The 24,104-nt window shown below is 43.7% G+C and carries 21 protein-coding genes and 1 pseudogene; 5 read left to right on the top strand and 17 right to left on the bottom strand.

All coding sequences use genetic code 11. The annotated features are described in order from the left end of the window. Positions 1-76 precede the first annotated feature (76 nt). Entirely contained in the window at positions 77-1,030 is a 954-nt protein-coding gene (locus tag JG770_RS06575) for a site-specific DNA-methyltransferase (protein WP_291956767.1), read from the top strand. Here the strand turns inward: JG770_RS06575 and rlmH are convergent. The 6 genes from rlmH to JG770_RS06545 form a co-directional block, all read right to left on the bottom strand. Continuing rightward, positions 1,021-1,443 carry a 23S rRNA (pseudouridine(1915)-N(3))-methyltransferase RlmH gene (rlmH, locus tag JG770_RS06570; protein ID WP_291956771.1) on the bottom strand — a complete coding sequence of 141 codons (423 nt, stop codon included), beginning with the start codon at positions 1,441-1,443 and terminating at the stop codon, positions 1,021-1,023. The genes JG770_RS06575 and rlmH overlap by 10 nt on opposite strands. After that, positions 1,349-3,136 (bottom strand): ABC transporter ATP-binding protein, encoded by a 1,788-nt coding sequence (locus JG770_RS06565; RefSeq protein ID WP_291956764.1) that lies wholly within the window; start codon positions 3,134-3,136, stop codon positions 1,349-1,351. Before JG770_RS06565 ends, rlmH begins: the two co-directional genes overlap by 95 nt. A gap of 39 nt (positions 3,137-3,175) precedes the next feature. Further along, the gene (locus JG770_RS06560; RefSeq protein ID WP_291956761.1) at positions 3,176-4,096 is read right to left on the bottom strand and encodes a P1 family peptidase; all 921 of its coding nucleotides are present in this window, start codon (positions 4,094-4,096) and stop codon (positions 3,176-3,178) included. Continuing rightward, a complete protein-coding gene (locus JG770_RS06555; protein ID WP_291956760.1) occupies positions 4,089-5,081 on the bottom strand; it encodes a biotin--[acetyl-CoA-carboxylase] ligase in 993 nt (330 codons plus the stop codon). The genes JG770_RS06560 and JG770_RS06555 overlap by 8 nt, the downstream gene beginning before the upstream one ends. 85 nt (positions 5,082-5,166) lie before the next feature. Then, complete coding sequence (locus JG770_RS06550; protein ID WP_291956758.1) at positions 5,167-6,207, bottom strand: Gfo/Idh/MocA family oxidoreductase; 1,041 nt, start codon at positions 6,205-6,207, stop codon at positions 5,167-5,169. Between the two features lie 151 nt (positions 6,208-6,358). After that, positions 6,359-8,392 (bottom strand): beta-galactosidase, encoded by a 2,034-nt coding sequence (locus tag JG770_RS06545; protein WP_291956756.1) that lies wholly within the window; start codon positions 8,390-8,392, stop codon positions 6,359-6,361. A 115-nt stretch (positions 8,393-8,507) separates the two neighbouring features. Here JG770_RS06545 and JG770_RS06540 point away from each other — a divergent pair, with 115 nt between their 5' ends. Beyond that, positions 8,508-9,332, top strand: a complete 825-nt coding sequence (locus JG770_RS06540; protein WP_291956753.1) for an AraC family transcriptional regulator — start codon at positions 8,508-8,510, stop codon at positions 9,330-9,332. Positions 9,333-9,371: 39 nt separating this feature from the next. Here JG770_RS06540 and JG770_RS06535 read toward each other — a convergent pair whose 3' ends face one another. From JG770_RS06535 to JG770_RS06525, 3 genes are all read right to left on the bottom strand, one after another. Then, positions 9,372-10,097, bottom strand: a complete 726-nt coding sequence (locus JG770_RS06535) for a carbohydrate ABC transporter permease (RefSeq protein ID WP_291956751.1) — start codon at positions 10,095-10,097, stop codon at positions 9,372-9,374. 174 nt (positions 10,098-10,271) lie between these two features. Next, on the bottom strand, positions 10,272-11,168 hold the full coding sequence (locus JG770_RS06530; RefSeq protein WP_291956770.1) for an ABC transporter permease subunit: 897 nt from the start codon (positions 11,166-11,168) through the stop codon (positions 10,272-10,274). A 162-nt stretch (positions 11,169-11,330) separates the two neighbouring features. Further along, positions 11,331-13,037 carry an extracellular solute-binding protein gene (locus JG770_RS06525; RefSeq protein ID WP_291956749.1) on the bottom strand — a complete coding sequence of 569 codons (1,707 nt, stop codon included), beginning with the start codon at positions 13,035-13,037 and terminating at the stop codon, positions 11,331-11,333. Between the two features lie 358 nt (positions 13,038-13,395). Here JG770_RS06525 and JG770_RS06520 point away from each other — a divergent pair, with 358 nt between their 5' ends. Then, positions 13,396-13,794 (top strand): helix-turn-helix transcriptional regulator, encoded by a 399-nt coding sequence (locus JG770_RS06520; protein WP_291956746.1) that lies wholly within the window; start codon positions 13,396-13,398, stop codon positions 13,792-13,794. A gap of 4 nt (positions 13,795-13,798) precedes the next feature. Here JG770_RS06520 and JG770_RS06515 read toward each other — a convergent pair whose 3' ends face one another. From JG770_RS06515 to JG770_RS06480, 8 genes are all read right to left on the bottom strand, one after another. Beyond that, positions 13,799-14,437, bottom strand: coding sequence for a helix-hairpin-helix domain-containing protein (locus JG770_RS06515; RefSeq protein ID WP_291956743.1), 639 nt, complete (start codon positions 14,435-14,437; stop codon positions 13,799-13,801). Continuing rightward, positions 14,430-15,107 carry an endonuclease III domain-containing protein gene (locus JG770_RS06510; RefSeq protein ID WP_291956741.1) on the bottom strand — a complete coding sequence of 226 codons (678 nt, stop codon included), beginning with the start codon at positions 15,105-15,107 and terminating at the stop codon, positions 14,430-14,432. The genes JG770_RS06515 and JG770_RS06510 overlap by 8 nt, the downstream gene beginning before the upstream one ends. Continuing rightward, positions 15,107-16,015: a ComEC/Rec2 family competence protein gene (locus tag JG770_RS06505; RefSeq protein WP_291956738.1), complete on the bottom strand. Its 909-nt coding sequence runs from the start codon at positions 16,013-16,015 to the stop codon at positions 15,107-15,109. The genes JG770_RS06510 and JG770_RS06505 overlap by 1 nt, the downstream gene beginning before the upstream one ends. A 29-nt stretch (positions 16,016-16,044) precedes the next feature. Continuing rightward, on the bottom strand, positions 16,045-17,868 hold the full coding sequence (typA, locus tag JG770_RS06500; RefSeq protein ID WP_291956737.1) for a translational GTPase TypA: 1,824 nt from the start codon (positions 17,866-17,868) through the stop codon (positions 16,045-16,047). A gap of 14 nt (positions 17,869-17,882) precedes the next feature. Then, positions 17,883-18,362 carry a QueT transporter family protein gene (locus tag JG770_RS06495; protein WP_363320945.1) on the bottom strand — a complete coding sequence of 160 codons (480 nt, stop codon included), beginning with the start codon at positions 18,360-18,362 and terminating at the stop codon, positions 17,883-17,885. After that, positions 18,349-18,711 (bottom strand): YlbF family regulator, encoded by a 363-nt coding sequence (locus tag JG770_RS06490; RefSeq protein ID WP_291956731.1) that lies wholly within the window; start codon positions 18,709-18,711, stop codon positions 18,349-18,351. The genes JG770_RS06495 and JG770_RS06490 overlap by 14 nt, the downstream gene beginning before the upstream one ends. A 4-nt stretch (positions 18,712-18,715) precedes the next feature. Further along, entirely contained in the window at positions 18,716-20,407 is a 1,692-nt protein-coding gene (locus JG770_RS06485) for a ribonuclease J (protein WP_291956727.1), read from the bottom strand. 69 nt (positions 20,408-20,476) lie between these two features. Beyond that, complete coding sequence (locus tag JG770_RS06480) at positions 20,477-22,534, bottom strand: glucan 1,4-alpha-glucosidase (protein WP_291956725.1); 2,058 nt, start codon at positions 22,532-22,534, stop codon at positions 20,477-20,479. 123 nt (positions 22,535-22,657) lie between these two features. Between JG770_RS06480 and JG770_RS06475 the strand changes: the two genes are divergently transcribed. Continuing rightward, positions 22,658-23,161 carry a DUF4912 domain-containing protein gene (locus JG770_RS06475; protein WP_291956723.1) on the top strand — a complete coding sequence of 168 codons (504 nt, stop codon included), beginning with the start codon at positions 22,658-22,660 and terminating at the stop codon, positions 23,159-23,161. A 15-nt stretch (positions 23,162-23,176) separates the two neighbouring features. Further along, positions 23,177-24,104 (top strand): annotated as a pseudogene (locus JG770_RS06470) (DUF1957 domain-containing protein); the annotation flags it as partial.

The following is a 24,104-nucleotide window of genomic DNA, read 5'->3' as shown; positions in this document are numbered from 1 at the left end:
GTGATTATGTAAATATCCCTTCACTTTGCATCGATAGCATGATATACTGAAAATAAACAAAGTTTGCTTAGGAGGTATGTTCCGATTGCAGGACTTGTCAAAGCGTAAAGCTTCGAAAAATCGTACCATAGAGTTGTCCGATGATGAAAAATCATTATATAGTTCTAGGCTTTTATATCTTAATAAGCCCGTGTCAGTATCTGATATTACGGATCGCACTATAAACCAGGATATATTCAGCGCAGCCAGGTTTTTGCCACAACAGTTTGTCAATCTGTTGTTCGTTGATCCACCATATAATATGAGCAAAACCTTTAACGAGAATACCTTTAGTAAAATGAGTATGGACCAATATACTCAATGGCTCGAGTCATGGCTAACTCTTTTAATACCCGCTTTAAAGCCCATAGCTTCATTGTATATATGCGGCGATTGGCGTTCGAGTGCTGCTATATTCGAAGTTATGTCAAAATATTTCATTATAAGAAACCGCATCACTTGGGAAAGGGAAAAAGGTCGCGGTTCCAAAGCCAATTGGAAGAATGCATCGGAGGATATATGGTTTTGTACCGTATCCAATAAATATACTTTCAATGCGGAAAACGTAAAACTCAAGAGACTTGTAAAAGCCCCTTATAAAGATGGCTCCGGTCAGCCAAAGGATTGGCATTATGACGGCAAAAATAAATATAGGCTTACCTACCCGTCCAACATATGGACCGATATAACGGTACCCTTCTGGTCCATGCCGGAAAATACCCATCATCCCACCCAAAAACCGGAAAAGTTATTGGCCAAGATAATTTTGGCCAGCTCCAATCCCGGTGACATTATACTGGACCCGTTTCTGGGTTCTGGTACAACATCGGTTGTGGCTAAAAAACTAGGTAGACAATACGTCGGCATAGAAATAGATAATACCTACTGCTGCCTGGCCGAGAAACGTTTGGCTGCTGCCGATCGCAATCGTTCTATACAAGGATATAGCGATGGGGTATTTTGGGAGCGAAACTCTCTCAATCATTTATGATACGGCTCGCCGCTGTTTATCTTGAAGCAACGGTATACCTGTTCCAGCAATATCAACCGCATCAATTGATGGGGAAATGTCATGGGAGAAAACGAGAGGAGCATATCGGCTCTGGCTAGTACTTCTGATGATAAGCCAAGCGAGCCGCCTATAATAAAGGTTATACTGCTATGTCCCGAAATCATGAGATCTAGTATATAGCCAGCCAATCGTTCCGATGACATCATCGCGCCCTCTATGGCCAACGCTATAATATATTCATTGCTTTTTATATGCTCTAAAATAGCCCGGCCTTCTTTAATTTTAACACCCTCCATATCAGCTTTGGAAAGCTCCTGAGGGGCTTGTTGCTCCGCCACCTCTATTATGTTGAGGCGACAATATGGCCTCAAGCGTTTCACATATTCGCCTATGGCGTCGCGGATATATCGCTCCCGAATCTTTCCCACTGCTACAACATTTATATTCATCATTACCCGACCAAAACATTCTTTTGTTATATTGTTCGTTATATAAGCTGTAGTATATGCCCTGGCGTTTTAATAATTCGCTGTGCGTTCCGCTTTCCACTATCTCACCGTTCTCTAGCACCACTATGATATCGGCATCCATTATAGTGGATAGCCTGTGCGCGATGATTATAGTGGTACGTCCTTTCATCAAACGGTTCAAAGCGTTTTGAATAAGGTTTTCAGCCTGAGAGTCCAAAGCGGATGTGGCTTCGTCCAATATAAGTATGGGTGGGTTCTTAAGAAATGCCCTGGCTATGGCTATTCGCTGCTTCTGGCCGCCTGACAATTTAGCACCGCGTTCTCCCACCTCAGTATAATAACCGTTTGGCAGAGATTTGATAAAGCCATGAGCATCGGCCGCTTTAGCCGCAGCTTTTACATCCCTTTTAGAGGCGCGAGGGTTGCCGTAAAGTATATTATCGTAGATCGTCCCGTTGAATAAGACAGTATCCTGCATAACCATGCCTATTTGCTGGCGCAAAGATTTGAGCGTTACATCACGTATATCATAACCATCCACCCTTATAGCCCCTTCGGTCACATCATAAAAGCGCGGTAAAAGGCTTACAAATGTGGATTTACCAGCCCCGCTGTGGCCCACAAGCGCTACGCGCTGACCCGGCTGTATAGTGATGTTTTCGAATATCCGATCTATAGCAGCCAGAGAATTGGCTACCACTATATCCAAATCGGATAATTGGGCTATAGGCTGATATAACTGACCAAGGTACATATAGAATGCGGTCATGGCGCCTACCGTCAATGTACCGGACAGCACTCTGGAACTCCCATACCAAACTACTATGACCGGCCCTATGCTGGTCAATAAACCGGACATCATCTGCACAAATGCCGATACTTTAGTATTATCCACAGTGCTTTTATACAGCTTGCGTGCCTTTTTGAAAAACATGTGGAGCTCGAATTTCTCGCCGGTAAACACTTTTATAAGATCCATGGCTGTAAGCCGCTCGCTGATCTCGCCCGCCATCTCGGCTGTATCGCGCTGTATCTGTCTGCTTGTTATTCTAGCCTTTGTACGCATATTCTTCTGTACATAGAAATATGCCGGAAACGCTACCATAGCTATAAGTGTCATCTTCCAATCCATCGACAGCATTATACCTATCACCACTATCAATGATAACACACTCATCCACAAGTTGGTCAAAGCATTGCCTACCATATTTTGCGCCAGAGCCACATCGTTTATAACGCGGGAAACTATAGCCCCGCTTTGATTCCTCTTAAAATATGAATTAGATAGACTCATAACGTGTTCATACAAATCTGTACGCAGATCGAGTATAAGGCGTTGGCCGGCCAGTCCGGATAAATACCGTCTGAAATATGTGGCAGGAGCCCATACGATAAGGTATATAGCTACAAGGCTTATCATTATAATTCCTACCGTATGGTATTTTTGCGCTACATTTATGCCTTGAACCAGCAAAACGTTATCTATAAGGTATTGAAATACTTTGGGAAATATCATCGGCACTGCAAACCTTATAAACCCACCTATGGTCGATAAAAGTATAAGAAACCAATATGGCTTTATATACTTTAAAAACCTCATCAATGAAGATTGCATTTATATAACTTCCCCCTCAAAGCAGCAAGCTTAATATCTTTATTCCTGATTGGCAGCGCGTGCCGCATTCAATATGGCCTGTGCCATGACCTCTACTGCCGCTACACCCACTTGAGTTACATCGGCCGCTACCTTCTGCGTTGCCAGCGCGAATACGGTATCGCCGTCGTACATGGTATGCACCGGCCGTATAGCCAATGCATAACCATCGTGAGCCATTTGTGCCACCTTGTTTATGCCCTCCTTATCGAGCATTGCATTGGTAGCCACGACACCTATAGTGGTATTACCGAAGCCTCTGTGTTGAAGATCACCATTGAGCATATGATGGACTGTGTCGACAAAGCGCCCGTCGTCATCGCGGCATCCGGCTATTATATCACCGCTTCTATAATCGACCACATCACCTAAAGCGTTCACGGCCACTATAGCCCCCACTACCAAATCGCCTATGCTCAAGCTGGCTGAACCGACGCCTCCTTTCATAGCATGCTTTAAACCGAGCATCTTGCCGACAGTAGCACCAGTACCCGCACCTACGCATCCTTGTTCTACATATCCGGTTGTCGCACTTAAACAAGCTTTATAACCCATAGCCTTATCCGGATATGCCGTAGGATCCCCTACGTCCAAATCAAACAACACGGCTGCCGGAACTATGGGTACAGGCCTGGCTCCGCTGTTAAAACCCACTCCATGTTCGGATAAGTATTGCATAACACCAGAGGCTGCATCCAAGCCAAAAGCGCTGCCTCCTGTCAACAGTATAGCATGAGCCTCTCTTACCAAATTAACTGGGCGTAAAAGATCGGTCTCTCTGGTACCGGGCGCTGAGCCGCGCACATCAGCTCCGGCTACCGCTCCATCCGAACACAATACCACTGTGCAGCCCGTCAGCCCGGTAAAATCACTTGCATGGCCGACCTTTATTCCTTCTACATCTGTTATATTATTATACATAGCCTTCCACCCCTCTGATCGATACATCGCCGGATATAATGCGCTTCTTCTCGCCACGGCCGTCCAATACTATCAATGCGCCGTCATCGTCTATATCCGTGACCATCCCCTCCCACGATACGTCACCTTTGGATATAACGGCACGCCGGCCCACATTGATGCATTTCTCGCGATATTCAACCATCAAATCATGCCATTGATTAGCATTAATAAAACAAGTATAAAGCTCGTCTATGTTTCGCGATATATATCTAAATAGATTTTTTCTGTCGACATTATATCCTAACTCTATAGCCAAAGAAGTAGCTTTATCCTTTAACTCATCGGGAATATCTTCAGCAGACATATTTGCATTTATCCCTATACCTATAACTACATGATTCACCTTATCCACTTCAGCGCTCATCTCGGTCAATATGCCGCATATCTTTTTACCGGACACTACCAAATCATTAGGCCATTTAATGTCGACTTTCAATCCCGTACACTCTTCTATAGCATTGGATACGGCCAAAGCGGATAATAGCGTGAGCTTTTGTGCTTCCATAGGTTGTATATCTGGCCTAAGCACCACAGACATCCATATACCCATATATTGCGGCGATACCCATTGGCGTCCGAGACGGCCTCGGCCCCCTGTCTGCTCCTCAGCCACCACTATCAATCCCTCGCGGCAGCCATTATTTGCAAGCTCCTTTGCTTTATCATTGGTAGAACCTATGCTTAAAAAATGGACTATCTCCCGACCTATAATCGATGTATCCAATCCCAGACTTATCTCATCAGGCCACAATACATCAGGGCATGCTACAAGCTTATATCCGGCACGCGAATGGCTTTCTATAACATATCCCATCTCTTTTAATTCGTTTATGTATTTCCAGACGGCTGTACGGCTGATATTTAAGCTCCTGCTTATATCCTCTCCGGAAACAAAACCCCCCTGAGCTGATAAAAGCGTATCCAACACAGCACTTCTATTCATTTTATTATCCATATCCCTATTATACTATAAATATCGCATAATAACAAAAGCCCCTTCCCTATAGAAGGAGCTTTTGTATAAAATATCATTTAACTTGCACGAACGTCTTTTTCTCGGCCGATTCTAAGCAAGCCAACACTATCTTAAGCGCTTTATAGCCTTCATCGCCCGATATGATTGGCTGCTCGCCGTTAACTATATGTTTTACGAATAGATCTATTACGCCGCTGCTCACCTGTTTTTCATTGGTAGCTATCTCTCCCACTTTGTAACAGGCTCTCTGCCCGTTGGTATAATTCACTACTACCTCGAAATCAGGATCCGCGCCCAATTTCATAACACCTTTTTCGCAATAAATGGTGGTGCTGTTATCCTCGCCGCCCCTATATGTCCAACTGGCGGTCAATGTACCTACGATACCGCTCTCGGACTTTAACACACATACGGCGTTATCATCTACGTCTATCAATCGGCCATCATCATATGTCTTGCCGCGCGTTTCTACAAAAGCGCCTACTTCGACAATTTCCTCACCCAGCAACCAGCGTATGAGATCGGCTTTGTGTACGCCAAGATCCCCCATAGCACCGACAAATGCCTCTTTCTTGCGGAAAAACCACGTTTTTTTGCTTTTATCCACGCACCAGCCTTCGGGACCGGCATGGCCGAAAGTAGTGCGAAAACTATATATCTTGCCCAATTCGCCGCTCTCTAGAATCTGCTTGGCTTTTACATGAGGCGGCATCAAGCGTTGATTATGACCTATCATCAGTATTCTACCGCTGCTTTTAGCTGCCTTTATCATAGCCTCGGCTTCTTCGGCTGAAGTAGCCATCGGCTTTTCGCATAATACGTGTTTGCCGGCTTCCAACGCAGCTATGGATACGGGTGCATGCAAATAATTGGGAAGGCAAACGCTTACAGCATCTATATCCTTGCTGTTTATAACATCCATATAGTCGGTATAAACCTTGCCGCCATATACTTCGGATAAAGCCTTTGCCCTATCTTCTACTATATCGCATAGCGCTGCGATCTCCACATTAGGATTGGCAGCATATTCCGGAACATGGCGATGAATGGCTATAGAGCCGCAACCTATTACGCCAACCTTTATTTTATCCATGATATGTATTCCCCTTCCTATATAATATTCTGTTTTTATTTTACCTCATAGAAAATGTTTTATCAATATACCCACCCCTATTCATAGCCGGTTTCATACATGGTAAGTATATTTTTGACAGGACTGACCGCCTGAATTGCGAAAAATTTTCTTAACTTTCTAATATGAATACGTCGCGAGCAGGTATCACCGCGGCACCGCTTAAATATTTATCACTTAAAAGCTCATGGCATACTTGCGTTCCAAGCTCGATCATAATCGCATGTTCGTTATGATTGAGAATGAAGGTAAACACATTGTTACCCTTTATACGTTGGGTAACTTCTACATTAGCCGGCACATCCATAATAGGCTTTATAGCCTTTTGGTTACATATATAGCGTAAAAATTCCTTTATAAAAGTGTCATCCAGATCTGAAGCCACATAATAAGCTTTACCTGCGCCAAAATCGTTTACTGTAATTGCCGGCATACCCGCATAGAAATCACTGCCATAAGTGCCCAACGCCTGTGCACCTTCTAAATGTAGAATATCGCATAGAAGGCCACATTGATACTGCCCGTGCAAATTACCAAAAGGCTTGCTTATAATTATACTATTTTTCATATCTGGGAATAAGGCGTCGGTTTCTTCTACCCATATGCCCAAAAGATTCCGCAATTTGCCCGGGTAGCCTCCCATTACCACGAGATCGTTTTCATCTACCAATCCACTGAAGAACGTGGTAACAAACGTGCCACCATTCTTTACAAAATCCTCTAATCTCCCATTTACACCCGGTTTAACCATATACATGAGAGGAGCTATTACTACGTCATATCCTGAAAAATCAGCATCTTCATTTATCATATCCACCGGTATATTCATATCATAAAACGCCTTATAATATTTCTCAACCTGAGGAACATATTTTAAATCTATGCTCGGCCCGCTAGAATACTCTACCGCCCACCAATTTTCCCAATCAAATATTATGGCTACGCGTGCCTTGATGCGCGAATCCAGTATTTTATCGCCCAGTTTTTTTAATTCTTCACCTAGTCGACTGACTTCACGGAATACGCGCGTATTTTCATGACCAGCATGCGATATAACAGCGCCATGGTATTTCTCGCATGCACCTCGGGATTGCCTTAGCTGGAAAAACATCACTGTGTCTGCGCCGTGTGCTATGGCCTGATAACTCCAAAGGCGCATAACACCTGGACGTTTTAATCCATTATACGGTTGCCAATTCTGCTGACTAGGTGTCTGTTCCATCAGCATAAACGGTTGACCGCCTTTCAAACCGCGCATCAGATCATGCCTCATGGCTATATTGCTCATGACCGCCTTATTGGACGGATAATTATCCCACGATATAACATCCATATGCTTAGCCCATGAGAAATAATCCAACGGCTTAAAAGTCCCCATAAGATTTGTGGTAACAGGAATATCCGGTGTTATTTCTTTTATAGTATCGTATTCGCCTTTATAACAAGCCAGGCTGCTATCAGACATAAAGCGATTATAATCTATGGCCATACCTTGAAAATATGTACCTTCCATATAGCCGCGGTTAAACGTCTCGCTCAGATGAGAAGGCGGTACTATCTCATCCCAGTCGTATATGGTATGCCCCCAAAAGTTAGTATACCAACGCTTATTCAATTCCTCCAGTGAACCGTATCGTTCTTTTAGCCATTGACGAAATGCTTTAGCACAATTTTCGCAGTAACAATAGGTACCATACTCATTGCCTACATGCCATGCCACAAGTGCCGGGTGATCCTTATAGCGCAAAGCTAATTGACGCACCAGTGCCTGCGATGCCCGCCTATAATCAAAACTATTGGGGCAAAAATTAACGCGACGGCCATGCTGGCGCTTTTGTCCGTCTATAGTTACTGGCAATATTCCCGGATACTTTTTTGACATCCAAGCAGGTTGAGCTGCCGTAGATGTGGCTAAACAGGCATACATACCGTTTTCATACAACATATCCATTACTCTATCCAACCATGTAAAATCGTATTGGCCTTCCGATGGCTCCAATAACGCCCAACTGAATACCGCCACCGTTGCAACATTAATGTTAGCAAGTTTAAACAAGCGCATATCTTCCTGCCATATCGCTTCTGGCCATTGTTCCGGATTATAATCGCCCCCATAAAAGAAAGCCGGCAATTTGGGATTGACCATTTCGTTTCCTCCTTGTATTATATATCTATATTGTTATACTAGCATCATTGTATAAGCGTGTAAATCGGATTATATTAATATTTATAAGAATATTTGAAACTGTGAGGGGCCAAATATGGACATTAGTGTGTTTACAGTAATCACCGATAATCAAAGAAATCTACCTTTTTATATGGAAACGGCCGGCTGGCAGCAGCATCAGCCGCCCATACATCGTATCTCAGGATATCCATGTTACCATTGGTTGCAGACTGTAAGCGGCGTTGGGGAACTGGTATTGGACGGGCAGATATACAGTATAACGCCGGGTACCGGCTTTTTATTGCTTCCGCATGAGCCACATGAATATTATTCCGTAAGGGAGCCATGGGAAGTATATTGGTTAACCTTCGATGGTTTTCATATAGACGCTATAATGGCGTCTTTGGGCTTTACTGGCTCTTGTGTGTTCACTCTATCGGATAGTAAACCCCTTGAAACTCTGTTGCAGGATATAATCGAAGAGGCCAAAGTAAATGACGGACTGAATAATTTGGAGCTTTCAGCGCTAGTATATAAGTTTCTCATATACCTGCTAAAGTACTCATCTATCGAGGATAACCGTTCATTACAGCAGTATTATATACATCTGGCCCCGGTTCTGGATTATATAAGAAGCCACTATATGGATGAAATATCGCTGGAACAATTAGCATCATGCATGGACATAACGCCGCAATACCTATGCAGGCTTTTTAAAGAGGCCTTTAGCGTCACGCCATTTACCTATCTGGCCAAATATCGTATAAAAAAAGCCAAGGAATTACTTCTGCTCAATAAATCGCTTAGTATAAAAAAGGTAAGCCGCTCCGTAGGGTATAATGACGTGAGTTATTTCTGCTCCCTATTCCGCAAATATGAAGGCATGACACCAGGCTCATTCAGAAAGACTCATCAATAGCAGGGGATGTGTTGCAACGCATGCCCTGCTATTGATACGCTACTCTTTAATACTTCCTATCATAACGCCATGTATAAAATAACGCTGTAAAAATGGATAAACTACCAAAATAGGAACTGTAGCCACCATAATTGTACAATATTTAACCAGCAAACGATACATTTCTTGTTGCGATTGACCTACTGATCCAAGCTGCGTCATGGCTTGCGTGCTGTTTTTTAGCAATATTTCCCGTAATAACAATTGCAGCGGCCATTTATCCTTGCTTGTAAGGAAAAGTGATGGGTTAAACCATTCATTCCACCTACCAACCGCATAAAACAACGCTATAACAGCAACAGTAGCCTGAATCACAGGCACAGCAATGACCCACATAGTGCGCCATTCACTAGCCCCATCTAATTTGGCTGATTCAATCAAGCTATCCGGTACAGTAGCAAAAGCCGTACGCATGACTATCAAATTCCATGTATTTACCGCCGTCGGAAGAATAATGGCCAATCTGCTGTCCATCAATCCCATATTTTTGACCATGATGAAAAATGGTATCAAACCTCCTTGAAAATACATGGTGAATACGATTAGTTTCATAACCAAGCTATTCCAATATAGGCCCTTTCGAGATAAAACATAAGCTCCCATAATGGTCAAAACCAAACCGAGAGCGGTGCCTACACCAACATAAAGAAGAGTGTTTAAAAAGCCCGATATTATATTGGGATCTTGAAACACCAGTTCATAGCCTTTTAAGCTAATTTCTCCCATCGGCCATAGGTAAAAACCCCGTTTGGCATAAATTATCAGAGGATCACTTATAGATGCCACTGCAACATGCCAAAGAGGATATATGCATATAATACAGATAATAAACAACAAAATATAATTAAAAACAGCAAAAACTTTCTCACCAGTAGTTTGCCTCATCATATCATCCCCTTGCTACCATAAACTAGTTTCTGTCATCTTTCGACTAAACCAATTAGCCGATACAACTAAAAGAAAATTAATCGCTGAGTTAAATAAGCCTACAGCTGTCGCAAAACTAAAATTACTTTCTACGATACCCTTTCTGTATACATAACTCGAAACAACATCGGCCGTTTCATATACAAGTGGATTATATAACAATATGATTTTTTCAAACCCTACGTTCATCATAGCTCCGATGCGGAGGATCAATAAAATTACCATGGTCGGCATAATACCCGGTATAGTAACATGAATAATCTGTTTGAATCTGCCTGCCCCATCAATAGTAGCTGCTTCATAAAGCTCGGGATTTATCCCCGACAATGCCGCAAGGAAAATGATGCTATCCCAACCTAATCTCTGCCACAACTCGGAGCCAACGTATATAGTACGAAAATACTTGGGATCTGATAATAGATTGGTTGGAGTTCCTCCAAGCATTTTAGTAATTTCTCCAAAAACACCATCAGACGCAGCAAAGTCTACTATTATACCGCACACAACAACCAATGAAACAAAATATGGCATATATGTTATAGTCTGGACAGTCCTTTTGTAAAACTGATTTTTGACCTCGTTAAGCAATAATGCAAAAATAATGGGTAACGGGAAACCAAAGACTAAATTCCAAAAATTTATCAATATAGTATTTCTGATAACACGCCATGCATATGGGCTATCAAAAAATTCCATAAAGTATTTCAGCCCTGCCCATTCGCTACCCCATATACCCTTGCGTGGGGAAAAATCCTTAAACGCTATGATGATTCCATACATTGGGCCATAACACCAAATCAAATAAAATGCTACTACCGGTATAAGCATTAAATATAGTTCCCAATGTTTATACCAGTCTTTAGCCACCATATTTCTCCATGAATTAAATTTAGATATCGTAGAATGTGAGGTCTGCAATTGTTGAGTATTTTGTACTGACATAATAACCATTGCTCCTTCTTCATTTACATACAAAATTTTAACGATGTAAGAGTAGTTTACTACTCTTACATCGTTAGCTAAGCTGCAATACTATTGGCGAGCAAAATAACGATCAAGAGCAGCTTGTTGAATTTCAATTGCACGATCGATGTTCATGCCTTTAATTGTATTAACAAAATCATCAAATTCAGTTAATGGTACCTGACCCATTATAAATTTGAGGGTCATTTCATCTCTGTAAGTGTTGATCTCGGTCATTATGGTATTAAATTCTGTAGATTCTTCCGGTGTTAAGCTGATATTATCCGGCATCAACCAACTCGAATCCTGTGTAGCCCATAATTCAATGCATTCATACACTTCGGGTTCAAACTCATATGAAGTTGAATCACGTAGATAACCCCAATTGTGTAATTTGAAGAGCGGATAAAGCGTCCAAAAATCCGCATCTTTTTCCTCTTTTAGGCGAGGATAGATCCATTCAGGCTCACCTTTCTCGTTCCATTTGTAAGAAACCCCCTCCGGACCATAGGAACAAAGATCGCCCCCATCTTGGCTATACCAATAATCTTTCCATTGAGCAGCAATTTCATCTATGCCATCATCAACTAGCTTGGTAGTAAAGAATTCCCTATCCGCTCTGACCGTTGAGTTGTCCTGATGCAAATGAATCACTTGCCCCTCGTATGAGGTCGGCTGTAATACTGGTGTAAGCTTAAAGTTTGGATCTTTAGATTGGCCGGTCAATTTAATCTGCCCGAATTCGCCATAGGCTAAGCCGCAAGCACCGACTTTGCCGCTAGCAATATTAGCATTATATGCATCGGTAGTACGAGTAGCGAAGTCAGGGTCTATAAGCCCTTCTGAATACCATTCGTGCATTTTAGCCAAAAATTGCTGATATCCCGGCTCTATTGGACCAAAAACAGCTTTACCATCTTTATTGATAAAATTATAACCAGTTTCATATGAACCTGCAAACATATAATTTGTTGCTACTCCATACCAATTTGTAATATCTAAAGCTAATGGCGCCACGCCTTTAGCTTGTTTCATAGCCCTTAACATATTATCCCAATCACTGATCGTTTTCGGCAGCGGCAATCCTAACTCCTTGAGCCAATCCTCGCGAACCCAGAGGCCACTCCATGGATCCGAAGGCACTATGTCTATCATAGGAAAGTAATACATATGACCATCATCAGCAACCATGTCCCTATTAATCTCTTGATTGTTTTCGCGCAACCACTTAATATTAGGCATTAAGCCTTTATCATAATAAGGTGTTAAATCCAGATAAACCTCATCTTGAATGGCCTTCATATAACCTCCGGGATAATTTGGCGGAGTTGAAAATACATGTGGTAAATCATTACTTGCTATTCTTAGGTTAAAATTATCGGCTTCCTGACCAACCGGCGGATACATAAACTCTACGTGGACTCCCGTGCGCTTTTCCAGTTCTTTGAATACCTCGCATTCGTCTAAACCCTGCATTACGGTCGAGTTAAAGGAACGCCAATATTTAATCGTTACCGGTTCTTCTGTTACCGGCAATATAGTGGCATTGATGCCGTTCAAATAACGGTCATTGCGATTATCCCATTTGACAGGTTCCAAATTATAAGGTCTGCCATTGTTTGTATCCTTGCCCTCAGGAGGCGGTGTCCTTGTATCTGAACTTTGTGAATTTTCTTCATTTGTATCTTCAGTACCATCGGAACCACATCCCGCCATTATAAAAACAGACATTACTATTACCAAAATCAACGCTATAAATCTTTTAACTTTCATCATTTCTCTAGTCCTTTCTCCTCCTTATCGTTATCCATTTCAGATTATAGATTAGCCTACCCCTACAAAACCCATTTGTAATCCTTCGCTTATAAAATAAAATCACCATCCCCCCTTCCTTTTACCTTAATATGAATCACTCTTTAGCAATATTACTGCTAGGTCACGCACATGTTCATCGCCCCTCTTGTCGCGTATATAAACAATATGTATAAATATATTAAACAATTTGTTTAATATACAATTATTATAGTTACACATTTCGACATTGTCAAGTATAAATTTTCATTTCGTTATTAAACTTTCTCTTATTTTTAAGCTCATGATAAGATTGGCTATATTAAATGAAAAGGTGATAACCATGAGTGAAACGTTAGGTGATAGGCTACGCCGATTAAGAGAAAAAAAAGAATGGACTCAAAAATACGCTGCTAAAGTATTCGGCATTACAAGCGGAGCCTTATCAAATTATGAGCGAGGGGAGAGGACCCCTGATGCTGAAATGTTAAAAAGGATAGCCGAGATTTATAATGTAAGTGTAGATTACTTAATAGGTAAAAGATCGCTTAGAGAAAGCAAACAATACCCAAATGAATCGTCATTAGACGATTATATAGAAGAAATCATAGGTCGAGATGCAGTGTTAACGCTACAAAGCATGGACCGATTGGATGAACATGAAAGAGAACTCCTTATAATATTCCTTCAGGGACTTAAAGCTCGAAGAAAACACTTCCAATCAAAAGATACCGGCTTATAGCATATCACCTGGCTACTATAAGGTCTTTTATATCCTCAAACGTCGCGGGCCCTATGCCAGATACCTGCTGTATATCCTCTATGGCCTTAAACGGCCCGTTTTGTTCCCTGTAATCTATTATATTTTGAGCTTTGGCCGGCCCTATTCCCGGCAGTTTATCCAATTCTTCTATTGTAGCACTGTTTATATCTATCTTGCCGTCCTTTTGCTGTGCGTTTCGTGAGATGACCGACGATGCAGCCTCGCCGACTTTTGGCACATATATCATATCCTCATCCTTTAAGCGCTGTGCCAGGTTTATACCTGACATATCCGCATCGCTGGAAACACCTCCGGCAGCTTGTATGGCGGCTTCCACCCTGTCGCCATCGCTTAATTCATAGACACCTGGTTTATTGACGCTACCAGACACATATACTTTTATCGTTTGCAGTTGCTCTTTTTGTATGTCAGCACTCTCATCATTGCCTTTTTCGTTGGAAACCGCCTCATCTAACGGTTCCATGCTTTTGGCATCTATTATTATGTCATCGTTAAAAGCCTTTTCGGCTCGGCCGGTCCATATCATAACACCGGTTTCTATAAGCAGGGCGGCTATGAGCACGATGAATACCACCTGCTGGCCGCGGCTCATATTATGCATCGGCAAGCACCTCCTTTTGAGCCCATCGGCATTGGCTCAACGGGCACCGACTGCATAACGGGTTGCGTTTCAAGCACATGCGCTTGGCTAACTCGTCTATAAGAGCGTGATATTCATTAAAAAGCTGCACATCGTTGGGAAGGTTATTCATAAAATATTCTTGCGCTCTTTCATAGGAAGCATCGGATGACAGCAAACCCAATCTGGAAAAAACGCGCTTTGTATAGGCGTCTATTACAAAAATCGGCTTATTGCCGGCATAAAGCAGTATGGCATCAGCGGTTTCCTGACCCACTCCCGGCCAAGAGAGCAATATGCTGCGCACCTCGTACATATCGCCTTCAAAAAGCTTGTCCACGCTGCCGCCGCATTGCTCCACTATATACCTGCTCATATACCGCAACCTAGGCGCTTTCTGATTGTAGAAACCTGCCGGCCTTATGAGTACTTTAAGCTCCTCTGAATCCATATAGGCCAACTTCGACGGTTCCAACACATCAGCCTCTTTTAAGTTGCGTATAGCCTTTTCCACATTAACCCATGCCACGTTTTGCGTCAATATCGCGCCGACCATCACCTCAAACGGCGTATCGGCCGGCCACCAATGACGCGGACCAAAGCATCTGTATAGTACATCGTATATGTTCATAAGCTTTACTTTATCGCTCATTATTTATCGCTCCTGCTCGTGCCCACCTCTATATCCTTGCCGTCGGTCATAAATGTAATAATACCGTCCTTATCCGTCCTATAGACAGCTATATTTCGTTCGGCTAGCTTATCCAGCGTGAATTGATCGGGATGGCCATAATCATTATCTCGGCCTACTGATATGACTGCCGCCCTTGGCCGGACAGCATCCAAAAATTCTTCGGATGTAGCATCGGCTGAACCGTGATGCCCTATTTTCACGACATCGGCTGTTAAATCCTGTCCAGACTTGAGCATTTGCTGCTCAGATACCAATCCAGCATCGCCCATAAACAGGAAACGCGCTTGCCCATACTGTATCTTCAGCACCGCTGAGTATTGATTCAGATCCTCGTATTTATCGCCCGCAGGAGCTAGAAAAGCAGCGCTTATACCGCCGTCCAAAGGCAACAATAGGCCGGCTTTAGCGATATTAATACGCAAACCCTTATCTTTTATAGCATCTAACAAATCTTCATATATTTTGGTATTAGCCGTAGCCTCAGGCATATATACCGCTTTAACAGGAATTTGTTCGATTATATATGGCAGACCCCCTATATGGTCCTCATGCGGATGGGTAGCGATCAAACAATCCAATTGTTGTACGCCGGCTTGCTCAAGATACTTGGCTATAAATCGGCCGTCATCCCTGTTGCCGCCGTCTATAAGCATGGCATGGTTTGTAGGCCACTGTATCAGTATGCTGTCAGCCTGTCCCACGTCCAATACATGTACTACGACATCCTCGATGATACCGGCCTGGTTTACGCTAGTCGACTGACCGATGCTGTTGGTTGCCAGCAACCATACGATAGCCAGCACTATGACCACGAGCATGGGCATAATAGCGGAATTTCGTGGCCTTCTCGCAAATCGCCTGCGCATATAAAATCACTCCTATCCGTTCATGCTCTTTATCTATTGCTCGCTGCGCGTTGTTTTGCTCTATCCTCTTTCTTTAATACCCTTTTACGCATGCGTATGTTTTTTGGTGTTACTTCCATCAGCTCATCGTCGCCTATAAATTCCATACACTGTTCCAGGCTCATCTCCTTGTGAGGCACCAGACGTAAAGCTTCGTCAGCCGTAGAGGAACGCATATTGGTCATATGTTTCTTTTTACATACATTTATATCCATATCATCGCCGCGCAAGTTTTCGCCCACTATCATACCCTGATATACCTTTACGCCGGGGCCGATAAAGAGCGTTCCACGTTCCTGCGCATTATACAGGCCATACACAGTCGTCTCTCCATCTTCAAAGGCCACCAAAGATCCCCTTTGCCTTGTAGCTATATCGCCTTTATATGGCTCGTAATCCATAAAGATATGATGCATTATACCGTTGCCCTTGGTATCGGTCATAAATTCGGATTTGTATCCTATAAGGCCCCGAGACGGTATCTTAAACTCCATGCGCATATAGCCGTTATTCATGTTATGCATGTTTAACATCTCGGCTTTTCTGGAACCGAGTTTCTCCATTACAGCACCCATATATTCCTCGGGTACATCTATGATCAGCTGCTCTATAGGCTCATATTTTACGCCGTTTATATCCCTGTATATGACCTCCGGCCTGGATACCTGAAACTCATACCCCTCGCGGCGCATGGTCTCGATTAATACCGATAAATGCAATTCACCGCGTCCGGACACCTTGAAAGCATCCGGTGAATCTGTCTCTTCTACCTTGAGACTCAGGTTGGTCTGTATCTCGCGATACAATCTATCGCGCAGATGCCTGGACGTAAAGTACTCGCCTTCGGTACCCGCAAACGGGCTGTTATTGGCGCTGAATGTCATGGACATGGTAGGCTCTTCTATTTCCACAAATGGCAGAGCCTCTGGATTCTGATCATCGCATATGGTTTCACCGATATTTATATCATCTATACCCGATACCGCCACTATATCGCCCAGCAACGATTCCTTTATCTCTATGCGCTTGAGCCCTTTATATGAATACAAACGCCCTATCTTGGCATATGATATCGAGCCGTCCTTTCGGCATACCGCCACGCGCTGGCCATAATTTATGCGGCCGCGTTCTATGCGCCCAACGGCTATGCGGCCCACGTATTCATCAGGCTCTACGGTACTCACCATCATCTGCAGCGGCGCATCAGGATCCCCGACAGGCGGCTCTACATGGCGTACAATGGTATCCAGTAACGGCCTTATATCGGAGCTGTCCTCATCCAATTCCATCTTGGCTATGCCTTCTTTGGCAGAAGCATACACCACCGGAAAGTCCAGTTGTTCATCCGACGCGTCCAGTTCAACGAACAAATCGAATATCTCGTCTAACACCTCATGCGGCCGAGCATCAGGCCGATCTATCTTGTTTATAACCACTATGGGCTTCAAACCCAATTCCAAAGCTTTATGGAGCACAAAACGCGTCTGTGGCATAGGGCCTTCGAAAGCATCCACCACCAGCAGTACGCTATTGACCATTTTGAGCACGCGCTCCACCTCGCCGCCAAAGTCAGCATGCCCCGGGGTATCCACTATATTTATTTTAACGCCATTATATTCTATGGCTGTATTTTTTGCTAATATAGTAATGCCGCGCTCCCTTTCGAGGTCGCCGGAATCTAATATCCTATCGCCTACCTCTTCATTGTCGCGGAATACACCGCTTTGTTTTAACATGCAGTCCACAAGGCTGGTCTTGCCGTGGTCTACATGGGCTATTATAGCTACGTTCCTTATGTCTTCTCTTACCAGCATTAATTATCTCCCTTTTATGCTAATCGCGGTTTCACGTATTTCGTATATACCGCCAGTACCGGTACAGCTATGCCGAATACCGCTATACCCTCGCTCAACGTTATATAGCCTGCCGTTATCCAGTAAGGCGTGCGGCTAAAGTAGCTGACGTACAGCGACACGCCCAGGCCATTTACCAATATAGGAGGTAAAGCCGCCAGATATACCTTACCGGTTTTTCTTAAAACATGCGTCAGATATGCCGCTATCAGCGTAGCAGCACTGCCGCCTATAATATCTATGATGCCGAATGGGCTGGCCAGATTGGATATAACACAACCTATAGCAAGGCCGAGCACTGCGGCCGGTTCGGCGTATGGCAACAGCACAAGGCCTTCGGATAAACGAAATTGCACAGGCCCATAACTCAGTCCAGACGGTAATATATATGTCAGCACGGCATACAACGCGGCTATGAGGCCTACTTTTGTAATGTACCTGCTATTCATCCTCATTCTCTTCCTCGAGGAAACTCATATCGACCGGGACTGCATCGCCGAGTATCTTGTAGACATCGGCCATCATCCTGTTAAAGCGGAATTCGGCAGCGAAGTAATCGCTCATATCGTTGTCATAACACAATATCTGATATAACCTCTGCAGTTTGTCCACATCCTCTTTATCAGGCTGTTGGCCGCTCAACTGAGCGGCCTGTATCTGAAATTCCTGTCTTTTGAAATCCGAAAGCATCTTTTTATTCTTATCGTTGGCATTGATTTTCTTTAATGCCTTATCATAGTCTATATACTCCTGGCTTTCTTTTAGTGCCCTGGCCAGTTCATGTGCCTTATCGTATACGTTCATGTTCTCATACCTCCATTATAACCGGTAAAATCATCGGGCTGCGCTTGGTCTTTTCATATAGAAATTTCTTCAGCTCATCCCTTATACTCGATTTTATAGTGGTCCATTCCCTCACCTTGCCGTTTCTGCACTCTTCCAGGACACCTTTAACCACTACTTTGGCCTGCTCCATCAACGCCTCCGATTCTCTGACATATACAAATCCTCTGGATATGATGTCTGGTCCCGCTATGGAAGTACCGGTTTCTTTATCTATTGTGACCACTACCACCATCAGACCGTCCTGGGATAAGTGCTTTCTATCGCGCAATACGATATTGCCCACATCGCCGACACCCAGACCGTCGACCAGCACGCTTCCCGCAGGTACGCTGCCAGCTACCTTGCACGACGTTCCCGAAAATTCCATTGTAACGCCTATGTCAGGTATAAATATATTTTCTGGCGGCATGCCCAAGGATTCCGCTAACATGGCATGACGTTTCAAATGCCTGTATTCCCCATGAACAGGGATAAAAAACTTAGGCTTAACCAGTTTGTGGATAAGCTTTAGTTCTTCCTGGCAGGCATGGCCTGAAACATGGATCTCATCGAGCGATTCATATATAACATCTGCACCCTTTTGGAACAGCTCGTTTATAACCCTGTGTATCATCTTCTCGTTGCCCGGTATAGGCATGGCTGATATTATTATAAGGTCTCCCGGCATTATCTCGATCTTCTTATGCTCGGAAGCAGCCATTCTGGCCAACGCCGACATTGGTTCCCCCTGACTGCCGGTAGTGAGAATCAATATCCTCTCGGGAGGAAAGCTGTTCATCTTATCCACGTCTATTATCGCTCCATCAGGAACTGACAGATAGCCGAGCTCGGTAGCCACATTTACAACATTGACCATGCTCCTGCCCGATATCACTATCTTGCGATCAAATGTCAGCGCTGAATTTATAGCCTGCTGTATACGATGCACATTTGATGCAAAACTAGCCACTATAATCCTACCGGTAGACTCCGCAAAGATGCGATCAAAGGTTTCCCCCACAACGCTTTCGGACATGGTATAGCCGGGACGCTCCACATTGGTGCTATCAGCAAACATGGCTAGCACGCCTTCCTGTCCGAGCTGAGCGAAACGTCCCAGGTCTATGACCTCGCCGTCTATAGGCGTATAATCTACTTTAAAATCGCCGGTATGCACTATAACGCCTATCGGACAACGTATAGCCAAAGATACCGTACCGGCTATGCTGTGATTTACATTTATGAGCTCAACTTCGAAAGCGCCAAGCTGTATCTTGCTGCCAGCTTCTACGTGCACGAGCTTGACGCTGGTGTTCAAGCCGAACTCCTTGAGTTTATTCTCCACCAGTCCGAGCGTCATCCTCGTACCGTACACCGGCACGTTGATCTCCTTCAGTACATATGGAAGCGCTCCTATATGATCCTCATGCCCGTGGGTTAATACGATACCCTTGAGCTTATCCTTATTTTTTACGAGATAGCTGGTATCCGGTATAACCAGGTCAACGCCAGGCATATCATCTTCCGGAAATGTGGATCCACAATCCACCAATATCATATCCGATCCGTATTCGTAAACTGTCATGTTCTTGCCTATCTCGTTTATCCCTCCAAGCGGGGTCACCTTCAATTTTGTTTTCGTTGATTTTGCCACAAAAAATCTAATTTCCTCCATTTCTTTTATTATATATACTTTTTTTAGATACTCCGGCCACGTATCATCGCTTTATATTATACTTCATCCTTACGAGTTTAGCAATAACTGCATTTTGTCAGCGCAATAACGCCGGTATACACACTCCGGCCGATCTATTATTCGCCGGCGAGTGGCCGATACCAGCAGGCATACGTATTCAGCATGGCTCCATGCTAGTGGAGTGGCTGAACCGGTAGGCTCACCGGTATCATCCCACACCTGCTCAGACAACATATAACTGCTATTGGCAAATTGCTCCATATATCTTATATATTCCGTAGCATCATTGCCCGCAGCCAGCTCGTAATGCCCTCTCTCACCCGTCAATACAGGCCAAAGCCGGCCTTTGCCCACACCGCAATACGGCTCACAATCCTCTGTTTCACCATAACCGTCGTGGTTATAGCGATACCATCCTACTCCCCTGCCGGTACGCACTTTTGTGAGTTCATCCACCACCCTCAATGTTTCGGTTATATGATAATCATCGGCGCGCTTTATACCTAGCCTGACCAATTCCAGAAAGCTGGCATCCACCACTTCCCGTTGATCGTATTCCCCGGCGCCGTTGCTGAGATGCACTTTATCACAGCAATTGGGATCACCGTTCGGGCTTATACGTATATAATATTTGCCGCTCCCATGAAAACCTGTGGTGGTAAAACACCAGCGGTCGACATCCCTCTGCCATATATCGGCTTTCTCAAGATAACGATCGCGGCTATAGATATCACCGCTGTCACCTGCCAGTTGCCCTGCGCATACCAAGCCGGCTATTTCAGTCGCTATGGTGGCAGGTGAATAGCCAGCATTCTCTTCCCATCGTTCTTGCTGCGTGGCTGGGCCTCGAGCACATATAAAGTCAGCAGCCGGTTTAACCAACTTAAAATAGAGGTCTTTACGTTTTAGATGCCATGCCAATATTATTGCATCGGCCACTTCGTCCATCTGCAAGCCTCCCCAATATGGATAACCGCTGAGCCATGAATTCTGGGGGAAACTCCCATCATCGCGCTGCTGCACATAAGCCAGATATTCCAGTGCGCGATTGGCCGTAATGCTATCACCGGCGGCTATAAATGCCATGGCAATATGATAGAGATCCCGGCTCCACACAAGATGATAACCTCCTCTATTTTCATCACTGGCCGCTTCACCCCATGGTATGCTCATAGACGCTATCGTAGCGCCTCTATGGGTCTTATCCTCATGTGATTTCATCACCATCATGCTGGTATAATAAAGCTGCGTCGCCCTGCCGTTCAAAACATCCAATCGCCTGCAATAGTTACTCCATCCTTCTATATACTCCTGCTCAATGCCTCTATAATCATCATTAATAGTAGCATAGCCTGTGGCCGATGCTTCAAATTCATTGCGTCCCAACGATAAAACCACTGTAAATTCATTACTGCAGCTTATGTCTAATTCGGCTATCTGGCCTATATTACCATCTTTAGCTATATCGAATTGATAATTCAACCCTCTGTTCCGTTTTAAATCCGTAAAACCGTCATTTACCCCTATATAGCCGGTCGAATAAGCATCCCATGGTACATCGGTCAATAAAGCGGTGTGTATACCACCATCATATGCAGCTAATACGGGTTTACCCATATATGACGTGATATAGCCGGTATCACCGTAACCGCTGTTGTCTATATGCGGTTCATAAAATACATAAATACTATAATCGTCCAAAGTGCCTTGCAGAACTTCAAACCGGCATTTCATAATAATCGAATTTCTCATGGCATCGGTTATTATGCGTTTATCGATCCTATAGCACTTCTCTTTATCAGTATTTATGAGACGATAAGCCAGTGCGTTTGGATTTATGAATTCAACCCTATGATGCATATCTTCTGATTCCTCGTCTACAGAACCGTCTTTATCCATCACTATCAGGCGAAGGGATTTAGTATTGGCGGTATCCAAAGTAGGGTAATAAACCTCGGTTATAATGCCGTGAGCTATGGTAAACCATACTTTGGAATAAAAATTGAAAGCCGTACCCACACCGGTTTTACTGGCTGTAGACCATGTAGGCCTGTTCCCGGGTCCTCCAAATGCTTCTCCTCCTACTTGTCTTGTGATCTTATACATAAATCATTTCCATCCTTTATAGCAAATTTCATTAATAATTTTCCCCTTTTTGAAAATACTATTTTTGTTGTTCTAATATTTATTTTGTTATGCGTATATAGTGAAAGGAATAAAACCGGCATTATGTTACTCGATCATACAATTGATAAAAGTTGGATACCATATAGATACGGTGATACTAAGATAAGGCTTATGATAAAGGATCCATATTGGCTTTATGCCTACTGGGATATAAAAGACGAAACACAGCATCATGCCTATATCATGGCCGATCATCGTTGGGCATTAAGGATTAACCATATATCACCAGGTGCATCAAGCGATTCTTTTTTTATAGAGGTAGGATTGCCAACAGGCAACTGGTATGTATACGTGAATCGGCCTGACAGCGATTTCAGCGCGGAAATAGGATTTATCCTTCCTAGTGGGTTATTCGTGAGCGTGGCCCAATCCAACGTTATCCATACACCGCGAGACCGAGCCTCCGATATATATAACGTGTATTATATGGATATATTTTCAGCACAATACCAGCCGACGATATCGCAATCATCGCAGCCACAGTCATCGATGGGTTCGGAGTCGTACTTCATCATAAGCTCTCAGAGCATGTTCAATCGATCATAGAAAGGAAATGATAAAATGGTTCAAGGATATGTGAGCATGGTGCTTCACGCACATCTACCTTATGTCAGGCATCCCGAATATAGTGACTGTATAGAGGAAAGATGGCTCTTTGAGGCTATTACCGAAAGCTATATACCCCTTATCGATATATTGGATGGGCTTATGGAGGATAAAATTGATTTTAAATTGACTATGTCTATAACGTCCACGCTGCTATCCATGCTGGATGATGATTTCCTCAAAGACCGGTATACACAATATTTGCATAAATTGATAGAACTGTCGGAAAAAGAAGTAATTAGAACAAAAAATATCTATCAGATAAGCGAAGTAGCAAAAATGTATAATAACAGATTGAAGCTCATTATGGATGTGTACGATAAACGCTACAGCCGGGACCTCATATCGGCCTTTCGCAAATTTCAAAGCATGGGCAAATTGGAGATTCTGGCCTGCGCCGCCACCCACGGCTATTTGCCGCTGATGGACATGTATCCCGAAGCCCTTGAGGCTCAAATAAAGGTGGGTATAGACACATACAAACGCTATCTGGGCCAGCAACCGCATGGCATATGGCTGCCCGAATGCGCTTATACGCCTGCCATAGACCATATATTGCATAAATACGGTATATATTATTTTATAGCCGAATCGCACGGTGTATTATTTGCCCAGCCGCGGCCGGTATGCGGCACATATGCGCCTATAATTACGCCGCAAGGTATAGCGGTGTTCGGCCGCGATACCGAAAGCTCAAAGCAGGTATGGAGTGCCGACGAGGGTTATCCCGGCGATTACGATTACAGAGAGTTTTATCGGGATATAGGGCATGAACTCGATTATAATTATATAAAGCCTTATATAATGTCAGACGGACAGAGGGTACAGACTGGTTTGAAATATTATCGAATAACAGGTAAGACCGATGACAAAATGCCTTATA

Origin of the sequence: Mahella sp. (assembly GCF_020054945.1) — a bacterium.
GTDB lineage: Bacteria > Bacillota > Clostridia > Mahellales > Mahellaceae > Mahella.
This window is presented reverse-complemented; position numbering and strand designations above follow the sequence as displayed.

Coding starts and splice junctions, on each gene's coding strand:
- JG770_RS06575 (WP_291956767.1), top strand. CDS start 77: ATGTTCCGATTGCAGGACTTGTCAAAGCGTAAAGCTTCGAAAAATCGT.
- JG770_RS06565 (WP_291956764.1), bottom strand. CDS start 3,136: ATGCAATCTTCATTGATGAGGTTTTTAAAGTATATAAAGCCATATTGG.
- JG770_RS06560 (WP_291956761.1), bottom strand. CDS start 4,096: ATGTATAATAATATAACAGATGTAGAAGGAATAAAGGTCGGCCATGCA.
- JG770_RS06555 (WP_291956760.1), bottom strand. CDS start 5,081: ATGAATAGAAGTGCTGTGTTGGATACGCTTTTATCAGCTCAGGGGGGT.
- JG770_RS06550 (WP_291956758.1), bottom strand. CDS start 6,207: ATGGATAAAATAAAGGTTGGCGTAATAGGTTGCGGCTCTATAGCCATT.
- JG770_RS06545 (WP_291956756.1), bottom strand. CDS start 8,392: ATGGTCAATCCCAAATTGCCGGCTTTCTTTTATGGGGGCGATTATAAT.
- JG770_RS06540 (WP_291956753.1), top strand. CDS start 8,508: ATGGACATTAGTGTGTTTACAGTAATCACCGATAATCAAAGAAATCTA.
- JG770_RS06535 (WP_291956751.1), bottom strand. CDS start 10,097: ATGGGAGAAATTAGCTTAAAAGGCTATGAACTGGTGTTTCAAGATCCC.
- JG770_RS06530 (WP_291956770.1), bottom strand. CDS start 11,168: ATGGTGGCTAAAGACTGGTATAAACATTGGGAACTATATTTAATGCTT.
- JG770_RS06525 (WP_291956749.1), bottom strand. CDS start 13,037: ATGATGAAAGTTAAAAGATTTATAGCGTTGATTTTGGTAATAGTAATG.
- JG770_RS06520 (WP_291956746.1), top strand. CDS start 13,396: ATGAGTGAAACGTTAGGTGATAGGCTACGCCGATTAAGAGAAAAAAAA.
- JG770_RS06515 (WP_291956743.1), bottom strand. CDS start 14,437: ATGCATAATATGAGCCGCGGCCAGCAGGTGGTATTCATCGTGCTCATA.
- JG770_RS06510 (WP_291956741.1), bottom strand. CDS start 15,107: ATGAGCGATAAAGTAAAGCTTATGAACATATACGATGTACTATACAGA.
- JG770_RS06505 (WP_291956738.1), bottom strand. CDS start 16,015: ATGCGCAGGCGATTTGCGAGAAGGCCACGAAATTCCGCTATTATGCCC.
- typA (WP_291956737.1), bottom strand. CDS start 17,868: ATGCTGGTAAGAGAAGACATAAGGAACGTAGCTATAATAGCCCATGTA.
- JG770_RS06495 (WP_363320945.1), bottom strand. CDS start 18,362: ATGAGGATGAATAGCAGGTACATTACAAAAGTAGGCCTCATAGCCGCG.
- JG770_RS06490 (WP_291956731.1), bottom strand. CDS start 18,711: ATGAACGTATACGATAAGGCACATGAACTGGCCAGGGCACTAAAAGAA.
- JG770_RS06485 (WP_291956727.1), bottom strand. CDS start 20,407: ATGGAGGAAATTAGATTTTTTGTGGCAAAATCAACGAAAACAAAATTG.
- JG770_RS06480 (WP_291956725.1), bottom strand. CDS start 22,534: ATGTATAAGATCACAAGACAAGTAGGAGGAGAAGCATTTGGAGGACCC.
- JG770_RS06475 (WP_291956723.1), top strand. CDS start 22,658: ATGTTACTCGATCATACAATTGATAAAAGTTGGATACCATATAGATAC.